Genomic DNA, 20,977 nt, shown 5'->3' with positions numbered 1-20,977 from the left:
TTCAACGCTCCGCCACATGGCGGCACTATAATTTCTTCAATTGCGAACGATACGCTTCCGCAAAGGCCTTGCCGAACAGATTCTGAAAATCATCTTCGGCCTCGGCGGCGATTTCGCCATACATTTTTTCAAACGCGTCCCAGTATTTTGCCTTTTTACCGCCGAAAAGCCCGCCCTTGCCTTCGATTCGGCCCGCAAGGCTGGCGGGGTCGAATTTTTTGAGCAGCGAGGTGATGGCGGCCTGCATCCCGGTCATCATGGCAACCTCATGCGCCTTGATGTCTTTGAGCGCCTCATCGGCGGCGCGATCAGCGGGCAAATAGCCGGGCATTCCGGGGCGCAGCATTGCCTCGATCGCCTGATCGGCCGAGACCGAAAACTTGATCGGGTTGTTCCCGTCGGGCGAGATCATCGTCTGGCCAAGCCGGAATTCGGATTTGATCGAGGCGCGGGTCATCAGCACTTCGCGCAGACCTTCGACCATCTTGCGATAGGCGGCACCGGCACGCTCCATTGCAGCGGCCAGGTCGGCATCGTCGATTTTGACCTTCTCCGCGCCAGCCGATGCCAGGAAGACCTTGGCAAGATCGGCATTCACCACGGGGCCGCTGGCCGCAACTGCGGGCGCGGGTCTGGCCGCGTCAGGCGCCTTGACCTCGGGGGCCGGTGGTGCGGGCGGCGCCGGCGCAAGCGGCTCAGGGGGTGGCGGTGCAGCGGCATGGGGTGCTGCCGGAGCCGGGGCCGGTGGCGGGGTTGGCGCGGCCTTCGGGGCCGGGGCCGGGGCCGGGGCGGGGGCGGGTGCCGGGGCGGGAGCAGGCGCTTCCTCCTCACCATCCAGATCCCAGTCATCGGGAATGAACCCCGCGCCACCCCCCGAAACTTCGGGTGCCGCGAAATAGTCATTCGCGCTGGCGGTATGGTCTTCCGAGCTATGGCCAAACTCGGCAAACGGGTCCGGGCCCTTGCCGCCCAGAATATCATCATCATCGGGAATAAGCGGCGCCGGGTCGGGTGGCGGGGCCGACAGCGATGTGGCTTTCGGGCCAGCCGCCGGGCCTGCGCCCAGCAGATCGCCCAGAAAATCATCATTGCCCGCGCCCGGCCCGCCAAAACCCGGCAAATCGCCGGTATTGGCGGCGCGGCCTTGCGGCGAAAGTTCCTCATCGGCCAAGGGCGGCGCAAGATCGGCCAGAATGTCGGATGTGCTGGCGGCAGGCGCTTCCTGAATGTCGACGCGCAGCTCATAGGGGCCGATCTGCACGATATCGCCGTTGTTCAGCGGCGTTGCCACCGGGCCAAGCGCGCCCGGCTCAAAGTTCAAAAACGTGCCATTGGTGGAAATATCCATCAAGACATAGTCGTTCCCGCGCTCCTCGATCACGCAATGGCGCGACGAGACAACGCGATCAGGGTCGGGCAGAACAAGGTCGTTTCCTGCGGCGCGGCCAATGGTGAGTGCGCCCCCGCGCATGGGAATTTGCGACGGGCCATCGGGCACGACGCCAGAGCCTTGAATATTCAGAATTAGCCCCATGCGGTCGTGTTATCCTCCGATCAGAACGGTTGGTGCGCCCAGCACGATGGCGCCGCCATGACTCGTCATATCGCCCAGGCGTGCAGCGGGAAGGCTGGAAATCATGACGGTGCCCGAGCCTTTCGTGATGACATCCGGCGGGCCGACACAGGTGCACATGTCGCTTGAACGCGCTGCGGGCACACATGCAATCAGGCAGGTTACGCCACCGGGTGGCAAAACCGGCCCGCCAACATGCGGCACGGGCCCGTTAAACATCGGGCAGGTATGCATATCGCCGACACGGGCTGCGGGTTGTCCCATTTCAGTCTCCTTTCAGCCTAGTCTATCCAGCCAGATCGGCTTCGCCAATGGCCTTGTCGGATTTCGTTGCTTTCGGTTCGACCTGCCCCGAGCCGCCGCGGGCAATATCCAGCCCGCGCGCCAGCAAAAGCTCGCCCTGCAGCGCAATCTCTTCGGGAATTTTCGATGAGAAATGCGATTTGACCTGCGCGGTAAACACCAGCAACCCCACCAGATGCGGTGGCGAGACCGATTTCTCCTCGTCATCGGGCATGGGCACGTTAAAGCCGGCTTCGCACATGGCCACATCCATGCCGCCCGGATCCTCGAACATCGGGCGCAGCTTTTGCTTTTGCGCCAGAGTCGGCTTGAACACCCAGGCCTCGGCGGCTTCCAGATGCGGGGTTTTCTTGCCCTCCGGCATCAGGTCACGCACCGCAAGGCAGCCCCACCACACGGCTTCGCGCCCCGGCAGGGCAAGGGCTAGAACCTTGAGCGCGTCCATCAGCAGGTTCTGCGCCACCAGTTCCTTGATCAGATGCGACACCGGCGCATTGGCAGGCGTTTCGATTTGCGTGTTGAATTTCAGTTTACCAAGGCGAACGACATCGGCGGCGGTTTTACCGTCGATCTTGGTCAGTTTGGCGAATGGATCTTTATCAGTCATCTCGCCCGCCCTAATTTATTTTCACAATGGAGCCTTGCAGCGCAAGAATGGCGCTACTCTTCACCTCGGCTGCGCCGCTCGCTTCTACCGTGACAGAGCCACCGGCCGTCAATTCGGCAGAGCCCCCCGCACTGATCGAGGCCGACCCGCCCGCTGAAACCTCGAACGAGCTACTTGCGTCAACGCTGACATTGGTGGTGCTGATAGCGATTGACGAGCTATCTATCACAACACTCGTGCCGCCCACCTCCAGCGTTATCTTGCTGCCGGACTTGATCAGAATATCACCCGTCACATCCAGCGTATAGTTACCCGAAACTGTGACAGTATTGTCACCACCAATCGTCACCTCCTCATTCGCTCCCACGGTTTCCGTGCGGTTGGCGCCGATATCGGTGGTTTCATCCTCGCCAACGGTCAGCGTGCGGCTGGCGGCAATGCTGCGCGCTTCGCTACCTTCCTTCACGGTGAAGGTATGGTCGCCCTTCTCAAGTTCGGTGGTTTTGTGGTTGTAGATCTTCTCGGTTAAATCCCCGGGGTCCATCTTTTCAAAGCCGATGGAAATTTCGGCGTTGTTCTTGATGGTTTCCTTATAGTCCTTCTCCGATTGCAGCCGGACAAATTCTTCGTCCTTCTTGTCTTCAAACACCAGTTCATGAAAACCGCCACCGCCTTTGGAGCTGTTGGTCTTGATGCCGGATTGAGTCATATTCGCGGGGAAGGCGAAGGGGTGCTTCTTGGCCTCGTTGTAAAGCATACCGATGATGATGGGCCGGTCGGGATTGCCCTCTTCAAACTGCACGACAACCTCTTGGCCGATGCGCGGAATATGGAACGCGCCCCAGCCCTGGCCCGACATATGCTGCATCACGCGCACAAAACAGGTGGTTTTCTCGTCCTTGTTGCCCTCGCGGTCCCAGTGGAACTGCACTTTGATGCGGCCATGCTTGTCGGTGTAAATCTCCTCGCCCGAGGGGCCGGTGACCACCGCGGTTTGCAGCCCCGATATTTTCGGGATCGGCGCGCGTTTCGGGGCGCGATAGGGCTCGGCCTTCAACTGCACCGAAAAATCCGACTCGATGGCCGGCGTTGTTTCCTTGTCGCCCTCTTTGGCGTCACCCACCGGTGCGCCGCCCTGCCCGCCTTCCGATTGCAGCGCCGTCTGCGCCTGGCCCTTGTCTTCGGTATCGGTTTCGATGCTCAGCTTGTGGCGCGCGCTCAGCACCAGATATTCCTTGTTGAAGCTGCTGCGCGGATGTTCCTTCATGGTAAAGGTGCCGCCCGCCGCCAGCCAGCGCACATTGCCCTTCCCGCGCGAACGGTTGTGCTGGGCGGCATGGGCTTCGGTGCGCACGCGTGTGCGCACCTTGCCTTCTTCAGCCGTCAGATGGTGGCCAGGATAGTCGTAATACTCGATATCCTTGAAACTATGCGTGCCCTTGGCAATCGCCGTCACCGCAGCAAGATCGGATGTCGGGTTCTCAAAATCGTAATCGGTCATCGTGACCTTGCCGGTATTCACCGCCTCGGCCGACTTCCACTCGTAAATATGGTCCTGATCGCGCTTGTATTCATCTTCCTTGAAGTGAAATTCCAGACTGTCGGCGCCGTGCTGCAGCTTCACATGGGCCGAGCTTGAATCGGCCAGCACCAGCGTTTCCTTGCTGTCGTCATGCTTGAAATAATAGTAGATGCCCTCTTCTTCCATCAGCCGCGAGATGAAATCAAAGTCGCTTTCACGATACTGCACGGTGTAAACCCGCGGGTTGTAGGTGGCGGTTGTCTTGTCTTCAAAATCGGTGAGATCGGCGTCGCGCATGACCTGTTTCACAACATCCAGCGCCGATTTATCCTGAAATATCCGGCAATCGCGCCCGAGGGTCAGAAAATACAGCGTCGGGCGCATTTCGCAGCGAAACAGCGCCTGCCCGCCATAGCGCCCCTCATAGGCCGCATTGGCGCAATACCCTTGCCAATAGCGGGTATTGCCGTCTTTATCGTCTATTTCCAAACCAAGCCGCTTGCCGACAATGTCTTCAAGGCTCAAATCATGATCGGGCGACAGGAACTGAATATCTGCCTTGCCGATCTGGCTTAGCCCTTCTTCAACTTCTGCGCGCAGCAAGACCATTTTTTCCGGGCCCAACGGCCCCTTGATGCGGACTTGGCGGTTTTTCTGAACAATGTCCTGACCAGCCATTTTATCTCCTTAAGAAATCGGCATGGGCGAAATCCCTAGCCTTTCAATTCGATCAAATTGTTTTCCCGGCGAAGCCGGTCGATAATATTTGGATGAATGGCCCAAAGACTGCTCATATTCAGCTCTTCCGGCTTTGATAAGCTCATCTCGTAAGCCGATTCGTAGCTGATCAGGCGCACGGGCGTAGGATAATATTCCTCGTCCGATAGCAACGCCGCCAGATACGCATCACCCTGCAACAGCCACGTGGTATTGCCGTCGCTAACCAGAATGATATCCGATTGTTCCTCGGACGTCATCACAGATCCCCCAATAATGCGGCAAGGTCGGCATCCATATCGCCGTCATCGCCGCCGTCATCGTCATCATCGCCGAATCCGGCCAGCAAATCATCAAGATCGCCGCCATCATCGCCGTCGTCACCAAAATCCAGATCCAGGTCGAGATCGCCGCCATCGTCATCATCGCCGCCGAAATCGAGGTCCAGATCGTCATCGTCACCATCGTCATCACCGCCCGCGCCCGCAGACGCGGCGGCTGCGGCCTTGCCACCGCCACCCGCCGCCTTGGGTGTGGCCGCCCCAATGCCGACCGAGGTGCGCGCCTGAATGCGCCCGGCCCCAAGCTCGCCCGCGCTATCGCCCGACCATATGCCCAGAAGCTCGCCGCCGCCGACCGACTGGAACGAGCCGAGCCGCACAACATTCTGCCCCTGTATGGACAGAACCGGCATATAGCCGCGCGCCACAACCTCGGCGGATGAACGCACATTGAGCAGCCGCTCGGTGCAGGGCAGCGCCACCTGGTCGCCATATTGGTCCAGCATATAGTAAAACGGCACATCATCCAAAGTCATGATGCTGCCAAGCTTGATATTCTTGCCCTGCTGGCTGACGCTTTCGGCCAGAAGCACGGCCACCAGCAGTGCCGGATTGGCCATCAGGAAGCTGCGCACACCTTCTTTTGTGCTGAATTCTTCGTATTCAAACCGGTCGATCGGGTCAGATTTCTTGCCATAGGGCATCCGCAGCATAAAGCGCGGCGTGGCCAGGCCCAGGTATCGCGCCTCGGGCATTTCGCGCAAGGCACCCCATGTTTTTTGCACCAGCGGGTGCCGGTCTTCGGGTTTGATGCCCATGAACCCCGTGGAAATGGACGAGATGAAGGGCGCATCCATATAGGCCGAAATCCGGGCCATACGCGCCAGAATTTCGGCATGGGGCGGGGTTTCTTCCCAGGTGAACAGCCCGATCACGGCCGAAAGCGGCCCCTGGCTTTCATCGGCACGCGGGCGTTCGACCAGCATATCGAACAGCCCGGTTTCGGCCATATTCTCGGTGCCGGCCAGATCGGCCGCCAGCTCTTCGGCAGCCATGTCATAGACAACCACCTCCAAATTCGTGCCGCTTTCCACACGCCGGCCAAGCAGATCGATCGAGCGCCAAGCCGATTCCAGGAACTGGAAATCGGGGTGGTGCAAAATGGCCGACATCAGCCCCGACAGCGCCTTGTCCACGGCGGCGACCATAGCCTCGGTGCCCTTTTGCGGACTGGCGGTGATATAGGGGCCGACGATTCGCGCGATGATATCGGTCGCATCGCTGGCCTCGGCGCGCGGGGTCGTATCGCCGATCAGCGACTGAAAATCGCTCAGCTTCATATCGGCGGGGGCGGCACCGCCCTTGCCGCGTTTGCTGGACTTCACCTTGTAATCGGCAAATTCGGCGCCCCAGCCTTCCAACTGGCGAATGGCGCTTTCCAGATTGCGCCCCGAGGTCAGGCTGCGGCGAATGGCCGAAAGCTCGGAGAACACCTCCATATTGTCGAACAACTCGTCGGGATGCAGGTCGTCCAGCTCATTCAGCTCCACCTCCATCGCCGCGCCGTCATTGCCCACAGGCAGGGTCAGCGTGGTGCGAAAGCGGCTGACGACCGTTTCCAGCGTATCAAAGTCGAGCTTGAAGCCCTTGCGCGCCGCCAGATCGGTGCCAATCTCCAGGGCGCCGCGGTTGGCGCGGCCCGAAAAATCGCCCAGCACGGCGATGCGGAATTTACGCCGCGCGCCGGCCTCGTGGCTTAGCGCGGGGGCGTCGAGCGTGCCGAAATTGGGCTGGAATCCGTCTTTGGGCTTGCTCACTTTTTTCTCCTCGGGGGCGGGGTCATCATCGGGTTGGTCATCGTCACTCTCGGCAAGCAGGGCGTCAAGATCGCCATCGTCATCGCCCAGCAAATCGGCCAGATCGGCGTCGCTGTCATCATCGGCCAGAAGGGCGTCAAGGTCGTCATCGGTATCGGTATCGTCGCCCAACAGATCGGCCAGATCATCGTCGGCATCGCCTGCATCGCTCAGCAGATCATCGAGGCTGTTGTCATCGTCATCGGCCAGCAACGCATCCAGATCGGTGTCGCCATCATCGCCCAGCAGGTCATTCAGCGCATCATCGCCATCTTCGCCGAGCATGGCGTCAAGGTCGCTGTCGTCCGCAGCATCGCCCAACAGCGCATCAAGCCCGGCCTCATCGCCATCGGCGAGCAAATCGTCAAGATCGGGCAGGTTGTCAGCAATTTCGTCATCCGCGTCAAAGGGGATGGTTTCGTCGGGCGCGTCCTCGGCCAAGAGTGCATCCAGCCCGCCATCATCATCGCCCAGCAGATCGTCAAGCGCGGTATCACCGTCATCGACCGGATCATCGCTTGCCGCAAAGGCCATAAGCGCGGCGAGCGGGTCATCACCGGCATTCGCATCTGCGCTGTCATCGCGCAAGGCATCTTGCCGGGTTACGTCGTCATCGGCTGCGTCGTCCGACAATGCGCCCAAAATATCATCAAGCGCCCCGCCATCCGCATCTTCATCCTCATCGACATCGGCCATCTCGGCCAAAAGCGCGTCGGTGTTGCTGTCATCAGGGCCGTCATCAGGGTCGTCATCGGGAAGATCTGCGGCCATGTCGGCAAGCAGATCATCGGTATCATCCTCTTCGGGCAGATCCGCGATATCAAGCGCCATGTCGGCGAGCAGATCATCGGTATCGTCCTCGGCCTCATCCTCGGGCAGTTCAACCGACATATCCGCCAAAAGCCCATCGGTGCCATCCTCCTCGGGCGGCTCATCATCGCCCGCAGCGGCCATATCGGCGAGCAGGCTGTCATTGCCCTCCTCCGCCTCATCCTCCGGAGCCTGCGCTGCCATACCGGCCAGCAGGTCTGCGTTGTCATCATCCGCCTCATCTTCCGGCACATCGGCCGCCATGCCCGCCAGCAGATCATCGGCACCGTCTACCTCCTCGTCATCCTCCGGAATATCGGCGGCCAGGTCGGCCAGGAGCGTGTCGGTGCTGTCATCATCCTCGTCGGCTTCATCAGGTGCTGCGGCCATATCGGCCAGCAGTGCCGATGTGTCATCATCCTCGGCCTCACCTTCGGGCAGGCCGGTCGCCATCTCGGCAAGCAGCGCCGCCGAACCGTCATCTTCCGGCGCCTCATCCTCAACCGCCGCGGCCATGCTGTCCAGCACTCCGGCGCTGTCATCATCCTCGTCGGCTTCCTCGGGCGCATCTGCCGCCATATCGGCAAGCAGCGCGTCAGGGCTATCCTCTTGCGCGTCCTCAGGCGCATCCGCTGCCATGCCGGCAAGCAGGTCTGCCGCGCTATCGTCTTCGACATCGTCGTCCTGAGGGCTATCAGCCGCCATGCCTGCCAGCAATTCATCGGCCAGATCGTCTTCAAACACGTCCTCTGGCGCGTCTGCCGCCATGCCCGCAAGCAATTCTGCCGATCCATCCTCCTCGGCTTCATCTACCGGTGCATCGTTTGCCATATCTGTTAGCAAGGCATCCGTGCCGTCATCTTCAGGCACATCCTCGGGCGCATCTGCCGCCATATCGGCCAGCAATGCGGCCGAACCGTCTTCCTCAACCTCATCCTCTGGCGCATCGGCGGCCATTCCGGCCAGCAGTTCAGTGGAATCGTCGGTATCATCCTCATCTTCCGGCGCGTCTGCCGCCATGCCCGCTAACAGTTCAGCGGAGTCATCCTCCTCCGCAGCATCTTCCGGCGCATCGGCGGCAACACCTGCCAGCACATCAGCCGACAGGTCTTCCTCAAATTCACCCTCTGGTGCATCGGCAGCCATTCCGGCCAGCAGTTCAGCGGAATCGTCTTCCTCAACCTCATCCTCTGGCGCATCGGCGGCCATTCCGGCCAGCAGTTCAGTGGAATCGTCGGTCTCATCCTCATCTTCCGGCGCGCCTGCCGCCATGCCCGCTAACAGTTCAGCGGAGTCATCCTCCTCCGCTGCGTCTTCCGGCGCATCGGCGGCAACACCTGCCAGCACATCAGCCGACAGGTCTTCCTCATCCTCATCTTCTGGCGCATCGGCAGCCATTCCGGCCAGCAGTTCAGCGGAATCGTCGGTCTCATCCTCATCTTCCGGCGCGCCTGCCGCCATGCCCGCTAACAGCGCGGCCGAACCGTCTTCCTCAACCTCATCCTCTGGTGCGTCTGCCGCCATTCCGGCCAGCACGTGGGCTGCGCCATCATCTTCGGCTTCATCTTCGGGCGCGTCTGAGGCCAGGCCGGCCAGAACCGCTGCACTTTCATCTTTCACGGGCGCGTCATCGGGGGCATTGGCGGCGATATCGGCCAGAATTCCGCCTGCCGAATCTGCTTGCGGCGCATCCTCGGGCGCGCTGGCCGCAACCGCGTTCAGCACATCGGCCTGCACTTCGGCCCCCACATCGGATTTGGTGGCGGCATCAGCGGCCCCGCCCGCCAGCAAGGCGCGCAACTGCTCGGGATTGCCGACAAGCCTGTCGAGCAATTCCTCTGCGCCGACCTTGCCATCCATATAAGTCATCAGATTATTGAGCTGCTCGCGCGCTTCCAGCAGTTTGCGCAAGGGCTCCACCTTGCGGGCAATCGCGGCGGGCGAAAAATCGTCCATCCGTTCAAAGGCGATATCAACCGAAAGATTGCCTTCGCCCGTCATCGTATTGGGCACCGCAAACTGCACGCGCGGCTTGATGGCGCGCATCCGCTCATCAAAGTTATCAATATCAATTTCAAGGAATTTCCGGTCGGCCACGCTGGGTTGCGCCACCTCAGACTTGCCGGACAAATCGCTCATCACCCCCATGACAAAGGGCAATTGCATTTTCTTTTCGGCGCCGTAAACCTCGACATCATACTCGATCTGCACACGCGGCGCGCGGTTGCGCGCGATGAACTTCTGACTACCGGCCATCGCGGGCCTCGAGCTGTTTGCGAATATCGGCAAGCGCGGCTTGCGTGGCCTCGTTGCCATCGGTCACGATTTTCAAGATACGCTCCAGCTCCTGGTCTTGCGCTTCTTCCACGGCCGATTGCATGGTGTTGACCAGAATACCGATGAACAGGTTCAACACGGCGAATGCCGTCATCACGATGAAGGGCACAAACAGCAGCCAGGCCTGCGGGTATTGCTCCATCACCACCCGCACAATCCCCATCGACCAGCTTTCCAATGTCATGATCTGGAACAGCGAGTAAAGCGATTCACCGATCGTGCCGAACCATTGCGGATAGGCATCGCCGTAAAGCATGGTCGTCATTACGGCGAAGACGTAATAGACGATGCCGAGCAGGATGATCACCGCGCCCATGCCGGGCAGGGCTTCGAGCAAAGCACGGATGACCGAGCGCAACTGCGGCACCACCGACAGGATGCGCATGGCGCGGATAACCCGCAAGGCGCGCAGCACCGACAGGCCCGCCGTGCTGGGCAAAACCGCGATCACCACAATGCTGAGGTCGAAAATATTCCAGGCATTGCGGAAAAAACGCCAGCCATAGGCATAGAGCTTCAGCACCATTTCAAGCACAAAGACAACGATCACGGCGCTGTCGATAAACCGAAGCGCGCCGCCAAGATTGTCGCGCACAACATCCGAGGTCGACAGGCCCAGCGTGATCGCGTTGAACACGATCAGCGCCAGAATCCCGTAACGGATGGCCGGGCTGTCAACAAATAGTGCGGCGCGTTCGCGCAGGCTACCTTTGGGTGCATCGCTGATAAACGGCATGGTGTTCCTGTTCAGGCTTTGGCGGCTTTCGCCTTTTTCTTGTAGGTTGCTTCCAGTTTCGAGGCCAGGTCGATGATTGCCGTGGCCGATTTATACAAGGGCGTATTTCTATCGACGATCAGCTTGGCGGTTTTCGCACCCGTCTCGCCGCGCGTGACCAGCGCAAGTGCTGCGGTATGGTTGGCAATGACCGTTTTGGCGGCATTGCCCAGGCGCAGAACTTCGTTCTTGATCGCAGTGATCGAGGTTTTGGCGTCCTTGGCCTCGTTATCGGCCACGCCCGCCTTCAACGCGCCGGCAAAAGTTTTCTGCATGTCCTGCACCTCTTTCACCTTGCCAAGCGCATTGCTGGCAAAATCGCGCGTAAGGGTCTTGAAGCTGGCCGCCGACAGTTTCAGCGCCTTGGCGAGCTTGTCATCGGGCTCGCCTTTTTCCTTCATATCGTCGCGCTCATCCTCCATTGTCAGCAGGAAGTTGCGCATTTCCTCGCCCGCATCCTCGATCAGCGTCAGAAAGCTTTCGGCGGCTTTCGGGTCCAGCGCCTTGGCGGCCTCGTTCAGCGCCTTTTCGTTGAACTTGGCTTCCGAGGAAATTTCTTCGCCCAGATCACCGATCTTCTCGCCGATCTTGTCTTCCAGCGATTTCAGCAATGTGCCGGCCTTCTTGTGAAACGCCTTTGTCAGCTTCATCTTGTCCTGGCCGTTCTTGGCCTTTTCGATATGGCCGTAAACCTCCATCAACTGCGTGGCAAAAAGCGAAAGGTCATAGCGCGCGATGGCACGCATCTGCGCCTCGATGGTTTTCTTGTTCCACTTGGCCGAAGTCGGCTTGAAATCTTGTGAAAAACTCATCGGTTTCGGCTTTTTATAGCCAATTTCCTTGGCCATCAGCAGCGCGAGTTTCTTCTTGTCCATCTCGGTGAGCGGGTCGATGGAGATCTTGACGGGGATCACATTGTCATTGGCCATAATATTTTCCAATCCTTGCTAAAATTAGTCGTCAGTGCCTCAAATTCGTCCGGGTCGTGCCCCGGCAGGTTGCCCCGCCGGGGTTGGGTTTCACGAAAAACTATACGTGAATTCGTTGTCTGCCACATCAACTTTGACACCGTTGACCGGCTCGCCATTCATCATCCGGCGTAAAAATTCGCCCGAAACCTCTGGCAGCATCGTATTGGTCAGGATCGCGTCAATCATGCGCCCGCCGCTTTCAAGCTCTTGGCAACGGTCGACAATCAGCTGCACAACGGCATCGGAATATTCAAACGGCACGCCGTGGCTGGCGCGCACGCGTTTGACGATACGGTTGAGCTGAAGCGCACTGATTTTCGCAATCATATCGGGTGAAAGCGGATAGTAGGGAATGGCCACGATACGCCCCAGCAGCGCCGCCGGGAAGACTTTCAGCAGCGGTTCGCGCAGGGCTTTGGCAATGCCGTCGGGTTCCGGCATCAGGTCGGGGTCTTTGCACATATCCATGATCAGGTCAGAGCCGACATTCGATGTCAGCAGGATCAGCGTGTTCTTGAAGTCGATCAGCCGGCCCTCGCCATCTTCCATGATGCCCTTGTCGAACACCTGAAAGAAGATCTCATGCACATCGCTATGGGCCTTTTCCACCTCGTCAAGCAGCACAACCGAATAGGGTTTGCGGCGCACAGCCTCGGTCAGAATCCCACCCTCGCCATAACCGATATAGCCCGGCGGCGCGCCTTTCAGGGTAGAAACGGTATGGGCTTCCTGAAATTCCGACATGTTGATGGTGATGACATTCTGCTCGCCACCATAAAGCGCCTCGGCCAGTGCCAGCGCGGTTTCGGTTTTACCAACGCCCGAAGGCCCGGCCAGCATGAACACGCCAATGGGTTTGGAGGGGTTGTCCAGCCCCGCGCGGCTGGTCTGGATGCGCTTGGCGATCATCGCCATCGCATGATCCTGGCCAATGACGCGCTTGTTCAGATGTTCATCAAGGCTCAGCACCGTTGCGATTTCATCTTTCAGCATCCGGCCCACCGGCACGCCCGTCCAATCGCCCACCACGGAAGCAATGGCTTGCGCATCGACAATTGGCAAAATCAGCGGGCTTTCGCCCTGAAGCGCGAGCAATGCCGCCTGTTTCTCGCCAAGCTGGGCCAAGAGCGCCGCGCGGTCTTCATCGCTCAGCGGGCTGGCGGGCGGGGCTTCCTCGGCATCGGGCTCGTCAACCGTGCCGCCATCCTGGCGCAGCTTGGCGCGCAGGTCCAGAATTTCATCGACAATGGCTTTTTCGCCATTCCAACGCTCGGTCAGCACTTCTAGCCGGGCTTTTTCCTCGGCCATCAGCCCATCAACCCGTGTGCGCCGTTCGGCAACATTATACCCGGCAGTTTCATCGCGCCCGATAATCCCCAATTCGGTTTCAAGCGATGCGATACGGCGCTGGCTGTCATCCACTTCCGCTGGCACGGCGTGTTGCGAAATGGCGACGCGCGCACAGGCGGTATCGATCAGGCTGACCGATTTATCGGGCAATTGCCGTGCCGGAATATAGCGGGCCGACAGCTTCACCGCCGCCTCGATCGCCTCGTCCAGCACCTGCACCTTGTGGTGTTTTTCCAGCATTCCGGCGATGCCGCGCATCATCAGAATCGCCTTTTCCTCGCCCGGCTCATCCACCTTCACCACCTGAAAGCGTCGGGTCAGGGCGGGGTCTTTTTCGATATGCTTCTTGTATTCGGCCCAGGTTGTGGCCCCGATCGTGCGCAACGTGCCGCGTGCCAAAGCCGGTTTCAGCAGGTTGGCCGCATCGCCCGTGCCCGCCGCACCGCCAGCGCCCACCAGCGTGTGGGTTTCGTCAATGAACATGACAATCGGCGTGGGCGAGGCCTGGACTTCCTCGATCACCTGTTTCAGGCGGTTCTCAAACTCGCCCTTCATGCTGGCACCGGCTTGCAGAAGGCCAACATCCAGCGCCAGAAGCCGCGCATCATGCAGGGCAGGCGGCACATCGCCACGCGCAATGCGCAGCGCAAAACCTTCGACAACGGCGGTTTTACCCACGCCGGCTTCGCCTGTCAGAATCGGGTTGTTCTGGCGGCGGCGCATCAGCACATCGACCAGTTGGCGGATTTCCTCATCGCGGCCGACAATCGCGTCAATCTCGCCATTGCGGGCCTGCTCGGTCATATCCACGCAATAGGCGGCCAGCGCCTCGCCCTGCCCCATTTCGGCGGGCGACATGGCCCCCGATGCCTCGCCCGGCACGGCCCCGCCACCGGCGGTGGTCACATGGCGGTCTTCGGGCGAGCCGTCAACGATATCGGCAAAATCATCCTTCAGCTCTTCAGCCTTGATCTTGCGGAACTCGCCAGACATCTGGATGAGAATCTCACGCAGATCACGCCGCGACACCATCGCCAGAATCATATGGCCCGAGCGGATATTGCCCGACCCGTAGCGCAGGCTGGCATAAAGCCAGGCTTCCTCGACCGAATTATGCACATGGTCGGAAATGCCGGAAATGGAATTGGCCCCGCGCGGCAACCTGTCCAGCGCCTCGGTCATTTCGCGGGCCAGGGCGGCGTGGTTCACCTCGAAATGGTTCAGGATATGGTGCAGGTCGCTGTCTTGCAGCTGCAACACCTGATGCACCCAGTGGATAAGCTCGATACTTGGATTCTGCCTTAACTTGCAAAACACCATCGCGCTTTCGAAAGCCTTGAAACAAGGCGCGTTCAGCTTGCCGAACAGTTTGGATTGGTCAATATGTGCCATAGCTTCGGTTTTGCTCCCTGAATTGTTATGCGGCGCTTACATGCGGGCTTGAATGCGGATTGAGGTAGAGATCATCAAGATCCCGGTCTTTTGGTGTGTTGCCCAGCCAGGTTGTCCAGCCCAACTGGCCTTGCTCACCCAGTTTCAGCGGCTCGGCTTCGCCCTTCTTGAGGATCAGGTTGACATCCCAATCATATGTGTCGCCCAGATAGTTGCGCACAAGCGCGCGCAAACGGCCCAGGCTTGTGCCATCGGGCAAAAGGCGCTTGTAATCGGCCAGTGAAACCGGGCCGATGGCAAAGCGGAATTTGGCATGGCGGGTCCAGACCTTGGAGCCAAGCGAGCAGGTCTGCCCCAGCCGTGCGGGGTTGCGCGCATCGCCCAACTGCCATGTGTCTTGCCGGTCCAGTTCCAGCCAGCAGCCGATAAAGGTTTCCAGCCGGGCGGGTGTGCCGAAATAGCCGGCCACCAGCGCCACAAGCCCTTCTTCGTTTTTTGCCCCCTGTGCCAGCCGCCCGGCATAGCGCAGCTTGGCAAGGTCGGGCATTTCATCGCGCCCGTCAAAGCTGCGGCCCTTCAGCCCGACCAGCGATGCCACCATATCGGCAAAAGGGTCATCTTCGCCGTGCCGATCAAAGCTGGCCGCCGGGCTGGCCGAGGCATAGGCGCGGTAAAGCAGGCTCAGCATTCGGTGATGGAAAATATCGGCAAAGGCCGACATGGTCGGGTCGCGGTGCGAATGCACACGGTTGCGGGTGTATTCGGTCAGGTGCAGCGGCAGCGGGCCGTTGGGGCCGAACATGCCGAACATCAGCTGAACCACCTCGCCCGGCGCGCCGTTCTTGCCCGCGCGCGGCCGGAATTTGGTTATGGTCGAGGGCGCAAAGGCCATATCCACCCGCTGCTTGAGGCGCACCGGATCCTGCTTGGGACGGGTCGAGCGCCCAAGGCGCGGGCTGTCACCATAGGCGGCCTCGATCAGGCGCAACGCCTGAAAGACATGGTAGTGTTCCGGATGCTCGCCAAGCCGGGAAACCGGGCTTACAGCACCTGGCGCCTCCCGCTCATCGCTGGCCATCGGGCAATCTCTCCTCGGTCGGGGCTGATAATAACGGTTTCGGTAAAGGAATTCACCGCAACATACCGCGCAAAAAACTGTTGCAGCACCGCGCCCAACAGGTAAACGCCGGTGCCCTCATAAAAACTTTCGTCAAACTCAATCGTCACTTCCAGCCCGCGCACGGCGGTTGAAAGCACCCCATCGGCCATGCGCCGCACAATCGGGCGGGTCGACAGTTTTGTAATGCCCTCAAGCTGCTTTGACAGCGCCTTGTCACCCAGGGGGCCATAGACGCCCAACAACTCGCGCAGGGCCGAGGCAGGCTCGCCCCGATCGGTTTGCGATATGGAGATATAGTTGAGGCTGAGATGCGAGATCAGCCGCCAGGCACTGTCGCTTTCCACCGCAAGGCTGGCGCGCGGGCGGGTGATGGGGGTGATGGCCACGGTTGCCTTCACCGGGCCGCCATCGGGCAGCACAAAATCGCCCTCCGGCTTGCCGGTATTCAGCAAAAGCGGCAGGTCGCGGTTGGAGCAGATCGCCTTGATCGCAAGCTGGTCGATATCCGGCCCATAGGGCGCCTGATTCTGGTCGACCATGTTGATGAAGGTATCACTGCCCAGATACGAGGTGCGCGTGCCCTTCAACCGCTGGCGTTCGCTGCGCTGGCGCATCCGGCGGCGCAAGGTGTAATAGGCGCTGTGGCTTTCACCGGCGGCGGTAAAATCATTGGCCGAATAGAAGGCCTGAAACGGCACGTCATCCTTGCCCTCGGCGCTGATCCCGCGCACATCCTGAATTTCGAATATCTCGAAATCCAGTGGTGCTGTGCGGTCGGGCACAACGTGATAGTCCACATCGCGCCCATCGACATGCACGCGGTCGCAGCGTTTTTCAAACAGGTTGATGGCAGGCGTGGCAAAAAGCTCGAAACTCGCAGGCTCGATCAGGGTTTTCAAACTGCCAACCGATTGTGACAGCAGAATATAGATATCGACCGCGTTTTCCTTCTGAACCTTCTTGATGATCGGCTTCAGCCCGGACAGTTCGACAAAGAAAAACCGGTTCGGCAGGGCGAAATATTCCTGCAACAGCCGATAGCCATCAAAGCTTTGGCCGGGGAAGGGCAACATCGCCTCGTTGGGGGCGAAGCCTTTGGCCGCAATGCCGCCGGGCGGGTTCACATGGCTCCAATCGGCACGGCGGTTGATGGAGCGGCCACCGATGCCCACGCCATCATTGGCCAGATGCTCGTAAAGCCGCCAGGGCTGCCAGCCGGTGCCGGTCATGAACAGGGTCAGCTTATCCAGCGGCAATTCACCCAGCTTGGCCTGACCAAGGGCTCTGAGGCGCAGGCGCACGGCGGCCTTGGCCTCTTTATTGCCACCAAGCCCGGCGGCAACCACATCCCCGCGCCCGTCGATATATTCGGCCTCGGCAATTTCGATTGGCCAAAGCGTTACATCATGCGCGGTGGTAAACTGGCAGGCGGTCACATCGCCCGCGCTCAAAGGGCTGCGCAGGGTCGCGCCGCGCTTCATCAGAAAGCCTTCATCCATGCCGCCCTGTGCCGGGTCGGGCACGAATTTGGCGATCATCATCGAAGGTGTCGGGGCCAGGTAATGCGGATAGACGATTTCCAGCAAATGCTGGGTCAGCACCGGATATTGCAGATCGAGTTCAAGCTGCACGCGGGCCGCCATGAAGGCAAAGCCTTCCATCAGCCGTTCGACATAGGGGTCGCGAATTTCGATCCCGTCCATGCCAAGGCGGGCGGCGATTTTCGGGTAGCTCTCGGCGAATTCCTCGCCCATCTCGCGCATATAGGCGAGTTCCTGTTCATAATGTTTGAGAAGCCGGGTGTCCATGTCAGGCCTTGTTCACCACCATATTGCCCGATGCGACATCGAGTTCGGTGCGCAGATACACCTCCATCGGCACGGGCTCCGCCCAAAGATCGGCGTTGATATTGAACACAATCCGCGACGCGGCCCCGATATCACCGGCCGACAGGTCAACCTGCAAACTGCCCTTTATGATACGCGGCTCGAAGGCTTCGATGGCGGCGTGCAGCATCCGCTCCAATTCATAGGGCCGCGCCTCGACCGCGCGCTTGCCCGATACATCGGTAATGCCATAATTCAGCGTGGATTTTGCCGCATAGGGGTAGGTATCGGCCGGGATGGCAAGATCCTGGTTCACGGTGTTGAGCAGCCAGCCAAGATCGCGCATGACGATCTCTTTCAGCCGGCGCATGTCGATCACCCGCTCGCGCGCCGATTCCTTTACCTCCGAAGGGTTGTCATCGGTCAATCGGTCGAGCAGCGAGGGTTGAAGCCGCTCAAGATCGCCCTGATTAGCCATCCTTCACCTCGGCTTCAGCCTCATCTTCCGGCATCTCTTCGGGCTCGGGCAGGTTCAAGTCCAGCGCGCGAATATCCATCACGCCGAAATCGCCGCCATCGGTGGCAAACAGCTTCTGGCCGGCGCCCAAATAGGTTTCCGCGCCAATATCCTGCCAGTCGGTCAGCCGTGCAAGGCGCACATCATCACTGTCTGAAGCCCCGGCGCCGGGGTAGCGCGTGGGAATGAAGGCGACCGATTCACCGCCCGTGGCGAACATGATATTGGCAGGGGTCCAGACCCTGTCGCGCAAATCTGTCGGCTCTTCGATCTGGATGCGTTTGATATTGGAAAACGGCGCCCAGTAATACTTGCCGTTCAGGATAAGCTCGCAAACCGGGCCAAGGCGGCTATCGGCATCGGCGACCCACGCGAAAGGTTCACCGTTCAGCGTGCCATCAATGGCGGGTGCGTCCTCAAAGGCTTTTTCACGCAAGGCGGCAGCGGCGGCGCCGTCCCCACGCGCGGCAGGCTCCAGCGCCTGAATAAGCAGCGCGATCCAGTTTTCCGGCTGGCCAAAGACCAGCGGCGCCTTTTTACCGGCAAAGACCTTTTCGCGCATCATTTCGCAGGCAATCGCCTCGCGATAGGTTTGCACCATCGACAGGGTGCCGGCGTCAAGCTCGCCACAAACCTTGAGCTGGGTCAGCGCCTTTTCCCAGGCACCCAGCACACAATACATTTGAAAGATGAAAATCCGCCCGCGCGCATCGGCGGGGTTTTTGCGCACCTGGTCGGTCAGGGCGGCCATAGTTTCAGCAATGCTGCCCGTTTTCAGAATATCTTCAGCAGCCACACTCATACCTCCCCAAGGCGCATTGCATCGCGGCGCACAAAGGCGCCGCGAGGTTTAGCTGGCCCGATTCTGGCGGCAGGTTTAAGCCTGCCGCCGCAATCAGATTTAGGCGACCGCGTATTTCGCAGTGTTGAGCACGCGGCTCCATTCGGCTTTTTTGGTTTTGCCGGTATCCATCGAACCATCCACCTTCTGCGGGATGTATTCGACCTTCATCGCGCCATACTGGTAGGTGATGCTTTCTTCGCAGATGTCATCACCGTCCGAGCCAGACCATTCAATGTCTTGCACCATGACGTGTTTGAAGGAGAAGCGCATGAAGATCGCGCCGGATTTATCGGCAGCACCGCCGGAACGGCGAAGCTCGACCAGCATTTCGTCGAAATGGCGGCCAACGCAGAGCTGCTGGAAAATGCCCGGCGAGCCTGTGTCGGTTTTCTTGGTCATGCTGAACTCTTTGAAGGTGGCTTTACCAGCGCCACCGCCGCCCGAGCTAGAACCGATATTGATCACGTTTTCGGCGCCGAAGGAAAAGCTGATCAGCTCCCATGCGCCCTTGTCTTTGTAGCCAGCGTCAAGCGTTTCGCCGGGAACCTTGTCTTTGTCAGCACTGGCTGTAAAAAATGCAAATGCGTCAAATGCCATGATATCTCTCCTGTGATATGGTCGTATCCGTTAATGTTACGGTTGCGGCGGACCAGGGGGCGAACCCCCGGGCCCAGTTCATAATCAGCCTTTTTCTGACGGTAGTTTCGAAACCAAACGTAGCGAAACTGACAGCCCCTCCAGCTGATAGTGCGGGCGAAGGAAGAACTTCGAAGAGTAATAACCGGGGTTGCCCTCGACCTCCTCGACGACCACTTCAGCAGCGGCCAACGGTCTTTCAGCCTTTACCTCTTCCGACGAAATGTCGGCGTTGAAATCAACATAGTTGTTGATCCATTCCTGTAGCCAGTTCTGCATGGCTTCGCGCTCTTTGAACGAGCCGAGCTTGTCGCGCACGATACATTTCAGATAATGCGCAAAGCGGCAGGTGGCAAACAGATAGGGCAGACGCGCACCAAGATTGGCGTTGGCGGTCGCGTCCGGATCGTCATATTCGGCGGGTTTGTGCAGCGATTGCGCGCCGATAAAGGCCGCCATATCCGAGTTCTTGCGGTGAATCAGCGGCATCAGGCCGTTATTGGCAAGCTCTGCCTCACGACGGTCGGAAATCGCAATCTCGGTCGGGCATTTCATGTCCACGCCCCCATCATCCGACGGGAAAGTATGCGTGGGCAGGTTTTCAACCGTGCCGCCGCTTTCAACACCGCGGATTCGCGTGCACCAGCCATACATTTTGAACGAACGCGTGATGTTCGTGGCCATGCCATAGGCGGCGTTCACCCAGCCATATTTGGAATGGTCCGAGCCATCGGTGTCTTCCTCGAACGAGAAATCCTCGACCGGGTCGGTTTTGGAGCCATAGGGCAAACGGCCCAGGAAGCGCGGCATGGCAAGGCCGACATATTGCGCTTCCTGGCTTTCGCGCAGGCTGCGCCATGCGGCATATTCCGGTGTCTGGAAGATTTTGGTCAGATCGCGCGGATTGGCAAGCTCCGACCAGCTATCCATCTGGAACAATGTCGGCTCGGCCCCGGTCAGGAAGGGGGCATGTGCCGCAGCGGCGATTTTCGACATCTCGCCAAGCAGTTCCACATCGGGCGGTGAATGGTCGAAATAGTAATCGCCCATCAGGCAGCCATAGGGCGCGCCACCGAACTGGCCATATTCTTCTTCATACAGCTTCTTGAAAATCGGCGACTGGTCCCAAGCGGTGCCTTTGAACTTTTTCAGCGTCTTGCCCAAATCCTTCTTGGAAATGTTCAGCACGCGAATTTTCAGCATTTCGTCGGTTTCGGTGTTGTTCACCAGATAGGACAGGCCGCGCCAGGCGCTTTCCAGCTTCTGAAAATCTTCGTGATGGAGAATTTCATTCACCTGTGCGGTCAGCGTCTTGTCGATCGCGGCGATAATGCCTTCGATGGTCTTCAGCGCGTCATCCGATACCAGATTCGTATTGGCCAGCGCCTGCTCGGCCAGGGTTTTTACCGCCTGTTCAACCGCAGTGCGCGCCGAGTCGGATTTCGGGCGAAACTCCTTTTGCAGCAGGCCTGCAAATTCCTCATTCGCAAAGATGGTTTTCGTTGCCCCACCTTCGGCTTGTTTTTCAGCTTCAGCCATT

The 20,977-nt window shown here is 59.4% G+C and carries 15 protein-coding genes and 1 pseudogene; all 16 read right to left on the bottom strand.

Annotated elements, in window-relative coordinates; genetic code table 11:
• Positions 1–25 precede the first annotated feature (25 nt).
• Positions 26–1,534: a type VI secretion system-associated FHA domain protein TagH gene (tagH, locus tag LGT41_RS06155; RefSeq protein ID WP_274129235.1), complete on the bottom strand. Its 1,509-nt coding sequence runs from the start codon at positions 1,532–1,534 to the stop codon at positions 26–28.
• 9 nt (positions 1,535–1,543) lie between these two features.
• On the bottom strand, positions 1,544–1,837 hold the full coding sequence (locus LGT41_RS06150; protein WP_274129234.1) for a PAAR domain-containing protein: 294 nt from the start codon (positions 1,835–1,837) through the stop codon (positions 1,544–1,546).
• A gap of 22 nt (positions 1,838–1,859) precedes the next feature.
• A complete protein-coding gene (locus LGT41_RS06145; RefSeq protein WP_274129233.1) occupies positions 1,860–2,483 on the bottom strand; it encodes a DUF6931 family protein in 624 nt (207 codons plus the stop codon).
• A 10-nt stretch (positions 2,484–2,493) separates the two neighbouring features.
• Complete coding sequence (locus LGT41_RS06140; RefSeq protein ID WP_274129232.1) at positions 2,494–4,683, bottom strand: type VI secretion system Vgr family protein; 2,190 nt, start codon at positions 4,681–4,683, stop codon at positions 2,494–2,496.
• Positions 4,684–4,718: 35 nt separating this feature from the next.
• Positions 4,719–4,985, bottom strand: coding sequence for a hypothetical protein (locus LGT41_RS06135; protein ID WP_274129231.1), 267 nt, complete (start codon positions 4,983–4,985; stop codon positions 4,719–4,721).
• The gene (locus tag LGT41_RS15915) at positions 4,982–8,374 is read right to left on the bottom strand and encodes a type VI secretion system contractile sheath domain-containing protein (RefSeq protein WP_420720209.1); all 3,393 of its coding nucleotides are present in this window, start codon (positions 8,372–8,374) and stop codon (positions 4,982–4,984) included. The genes LGT41_RS06135 and LGT41_RS15915 overlap by 4 nt, the downstream gene beginning before the upstream one ends.
• A gap of 1,044 nt (positions 8,375–9,418) precedes the next feature.
• Positions 9,419–9,925: pseudogene (gene tssB, locus LGT41_RS06125) on the bottom strand (type VI secretion system contractile sheath small subunit); the annotation flags it as partial.
• On the bottom strand, positions 9,915–10,742 hold the full coding sequence (locus tag LGT41_RS06120) for an ion transporter (protein WP_274129230.1): 828 nt from the start codon (positions 10,740–10,742) through the stop codon (positions 9,915–9,917). The gene LGT41_RS06120 and the pseudogene tssB, both read right to left, overlap by 11 nt.
• Positions 10,743–10,753: 11 nt before the next feature.
• Complete coding sequence (locus tag LGT41_RS06115; protein ID WP_274129229.1) at positions 10,754–11,710, bottom strand: hypothetical protein; 957 nt, start codon at positions 11,708–11,710, stop codon at positions 10,754–10,756.
• A gap of 90 nt (positions 11,711–11,800) precedes the next feature.
• Positions 11,801–14,494, bottom strand: a complete 2,694-nt coding sequence (gene tssH / locus LGT41_RS06110) for a type VI secretion system ATPase TssH (protein ID WP_274129228.1) — start codon at positions 14,492–14,494, stop codon at positions 11,801–11,803.
• A 25-nt stretch (positions 14,495–14,519) separates the two neighbouring features.
• Positions 14,520–15,572 (bottom strand): type VI secretion system baseplate subunit TssG, encoded by a 1,053-nt coding sequence (gene tssG, locus LGT41_RS06105; protein ID WP_274129227.1) that lies wholly within the window; start codon positions 15,570–15,572, stop codon positions 14,520–14,522.
• A complete protein-coding gene (gene tssF, locus LGT41_RS06100) occupies positions 15,536–17,422 on the bottom strand; it encodes a type VI secretion system baseplate subunit TssF (RefSeq protein ID WP_274129226.1) in 1,887 nt (628 codons plus the stop codon). Before tssF ends, tssG begins: the two co-directional genes overlap by 37 nt.
• 1 nt (position 17,423) lies before the next feature.
• Positions 17,424–17,918 carry a type VI secretion system baseplate subunit TssE gene (tssE, locus tag LGT41_RS06095; RefSeq protein ID WP_274129225.1) on the bottom strand — a complete coding sequence of 165 codons (495 nt, stop codon included), beginning with the start codon at positions 17,916–17,918 and terminating at the stop codon, positions 17,424–17,426.
• Positions 17,911–18,759, bottom strand: coding sequence for a type VI secretion system accessory protein TagJ (locus LGT41_RS06090; protein ID WP_274129224.1), 849 nt, complete (start codon positions 18,757–18,759; stop codon positions 17,911–17,913). Before LGT41_RS06090 ends, tssE begins: the two co-directional genes overlap by 8 nt.
• A gap of 99 nt (positions 18,760–18,858) precedes the next feature.
• Positions 18,859–19,398: a type VI secretion system tube protein Hcp gene (locus LGT41_RS06085; protein ID WP_274129223.1), complete on the bottom strand. Its 540-nt coding sequence runs from the start codon at positions 19,396–19,398 to the stop codon at positions 18,859–18,861.
• Positions 19,399–19,482: 84 nt separating this feature from the next.
• Positions 19,483–20,976, bottom strand: a complete 1,494-nt coding sequence (gene tssC, locus LGT41_RS06080; protein ID WP_274129222.1) for a type VI secretion system contractile sheath large subunit — start codon at positions 20,974–20,976, stop codon at positions 19,483–19,485.
• Position 20,977 lies beyond the last annotated feature (1 nt).

This window comes from Abyssibius alkaniclasticus (assembly GCF_020447305.1).
Lineage (GTDB): Bacteria > Pseudomonadota > Alphaproteobacteria > Rhodobacterales > Rhodobacteraceae > Abyssibius > Abyssibius alkaniclasticus.
Note: the sequence above shows the minus strand (reverse complement) of the source record. Positions and strands in the feature narration are given on the sequence as shown.

Bases quoted from the DNA above. Each gene is read 5' to 3' on its own strand.
- tssG (WP_274129227.1), bottom strand. From the start codon at position 15,572: ATGGCCAGCGATGAGCGGGAGGCGCCAGGTGCTGTAAGCCCGGTTTCC.
- LGT41_RS06140 (WP_274129232.1), bottom strand. From the start codon at position 4,683: ATGGCTGGTCAGGACATTGTTCAGAAAAACCGCCAAGTCCGCATCAAG.
- tssH (WP_274129228.1), bottom strand. From the start codon at position 14,494: ATGGCACATATTGACCAATCCAAACTGTTCGGCAAGCTGAACGCGCCT.
- LGT41_RS06120 (WP_274129230.1), bottom strand. From the start codon at position 10,742: ATGCCGTTTATCAGCGATGCACCCAAAGGTAGCCTGCGCGAACGCGCC.
- LGT41_RS06085 (WP_274129223.1), bottom strand. From the start codon at position 19,398: ATGGCATTTGACGCATTTGCATTTTTTACAGCCAGTGCTGACAAAGAC.
- LGT41_RS06090 (WP_274129224.1), bottom strand. From the start codon at position 18,759: ATGAGTGTGGCTGCTGAAGATATTCTGAAAACGGGCAGCATTGCTGAA.
- tssC (WP_274129222.1), bottom strand. From the start codon at position 20,976: ATGGCTGAAGCTGAAAAACAAGCCGAAGGTGGGGCAACGAAAACCATC.
- tssF (WP_274129226.1), bottom strand. From the start codon at position 17,422: ATGGACACCCGGCTTCTCAAACATTATGAACAGGAACTCGCCTATATG.
- LGT41_RS06150 (WP_274129234.1), bottom strand. From the start codon at position 1,837: ATGGGACAACCCGCAGCCCGTGTCGGCGATATGCATACCTGCCCGATG.
- tagH (WP_274129235.1), bottom strand. From the start codon at position 1,534: ATGGGGCTAATTCTGAATATTCAAGGCTCTGGCGTCGTGCCCGATGGC.
- tssE (WP_274129225.1), bottom strand. From the start codon at position 17,918: ATGGCTAATCAGGGCGATCTTGAGCGGCTTCAACCCTCGCTGCTCGAC.
- LGT41_RS06115 (WP_274129229.1), bottom strand. From the start codon at position 11,710: ATGGCCAATGACAATGTGATCCCCGTCAAGATCTCCATCGACCCGCTC.
- LGT41_RS06145 (WP_274129233.1), bottom strand. From the start codon at position 2,483: ATGACTGATAAAGATCCATTCGCCAAACTGACCAAGATCGACGGTAAA.
- LGT41_RS15915 (WP_420720209.1), bottom strand. From the start codon at position 8,374: ATGGCGGCTGATAGCCCTCAGGACGACGATGTCGAAGACGATAGCGCG.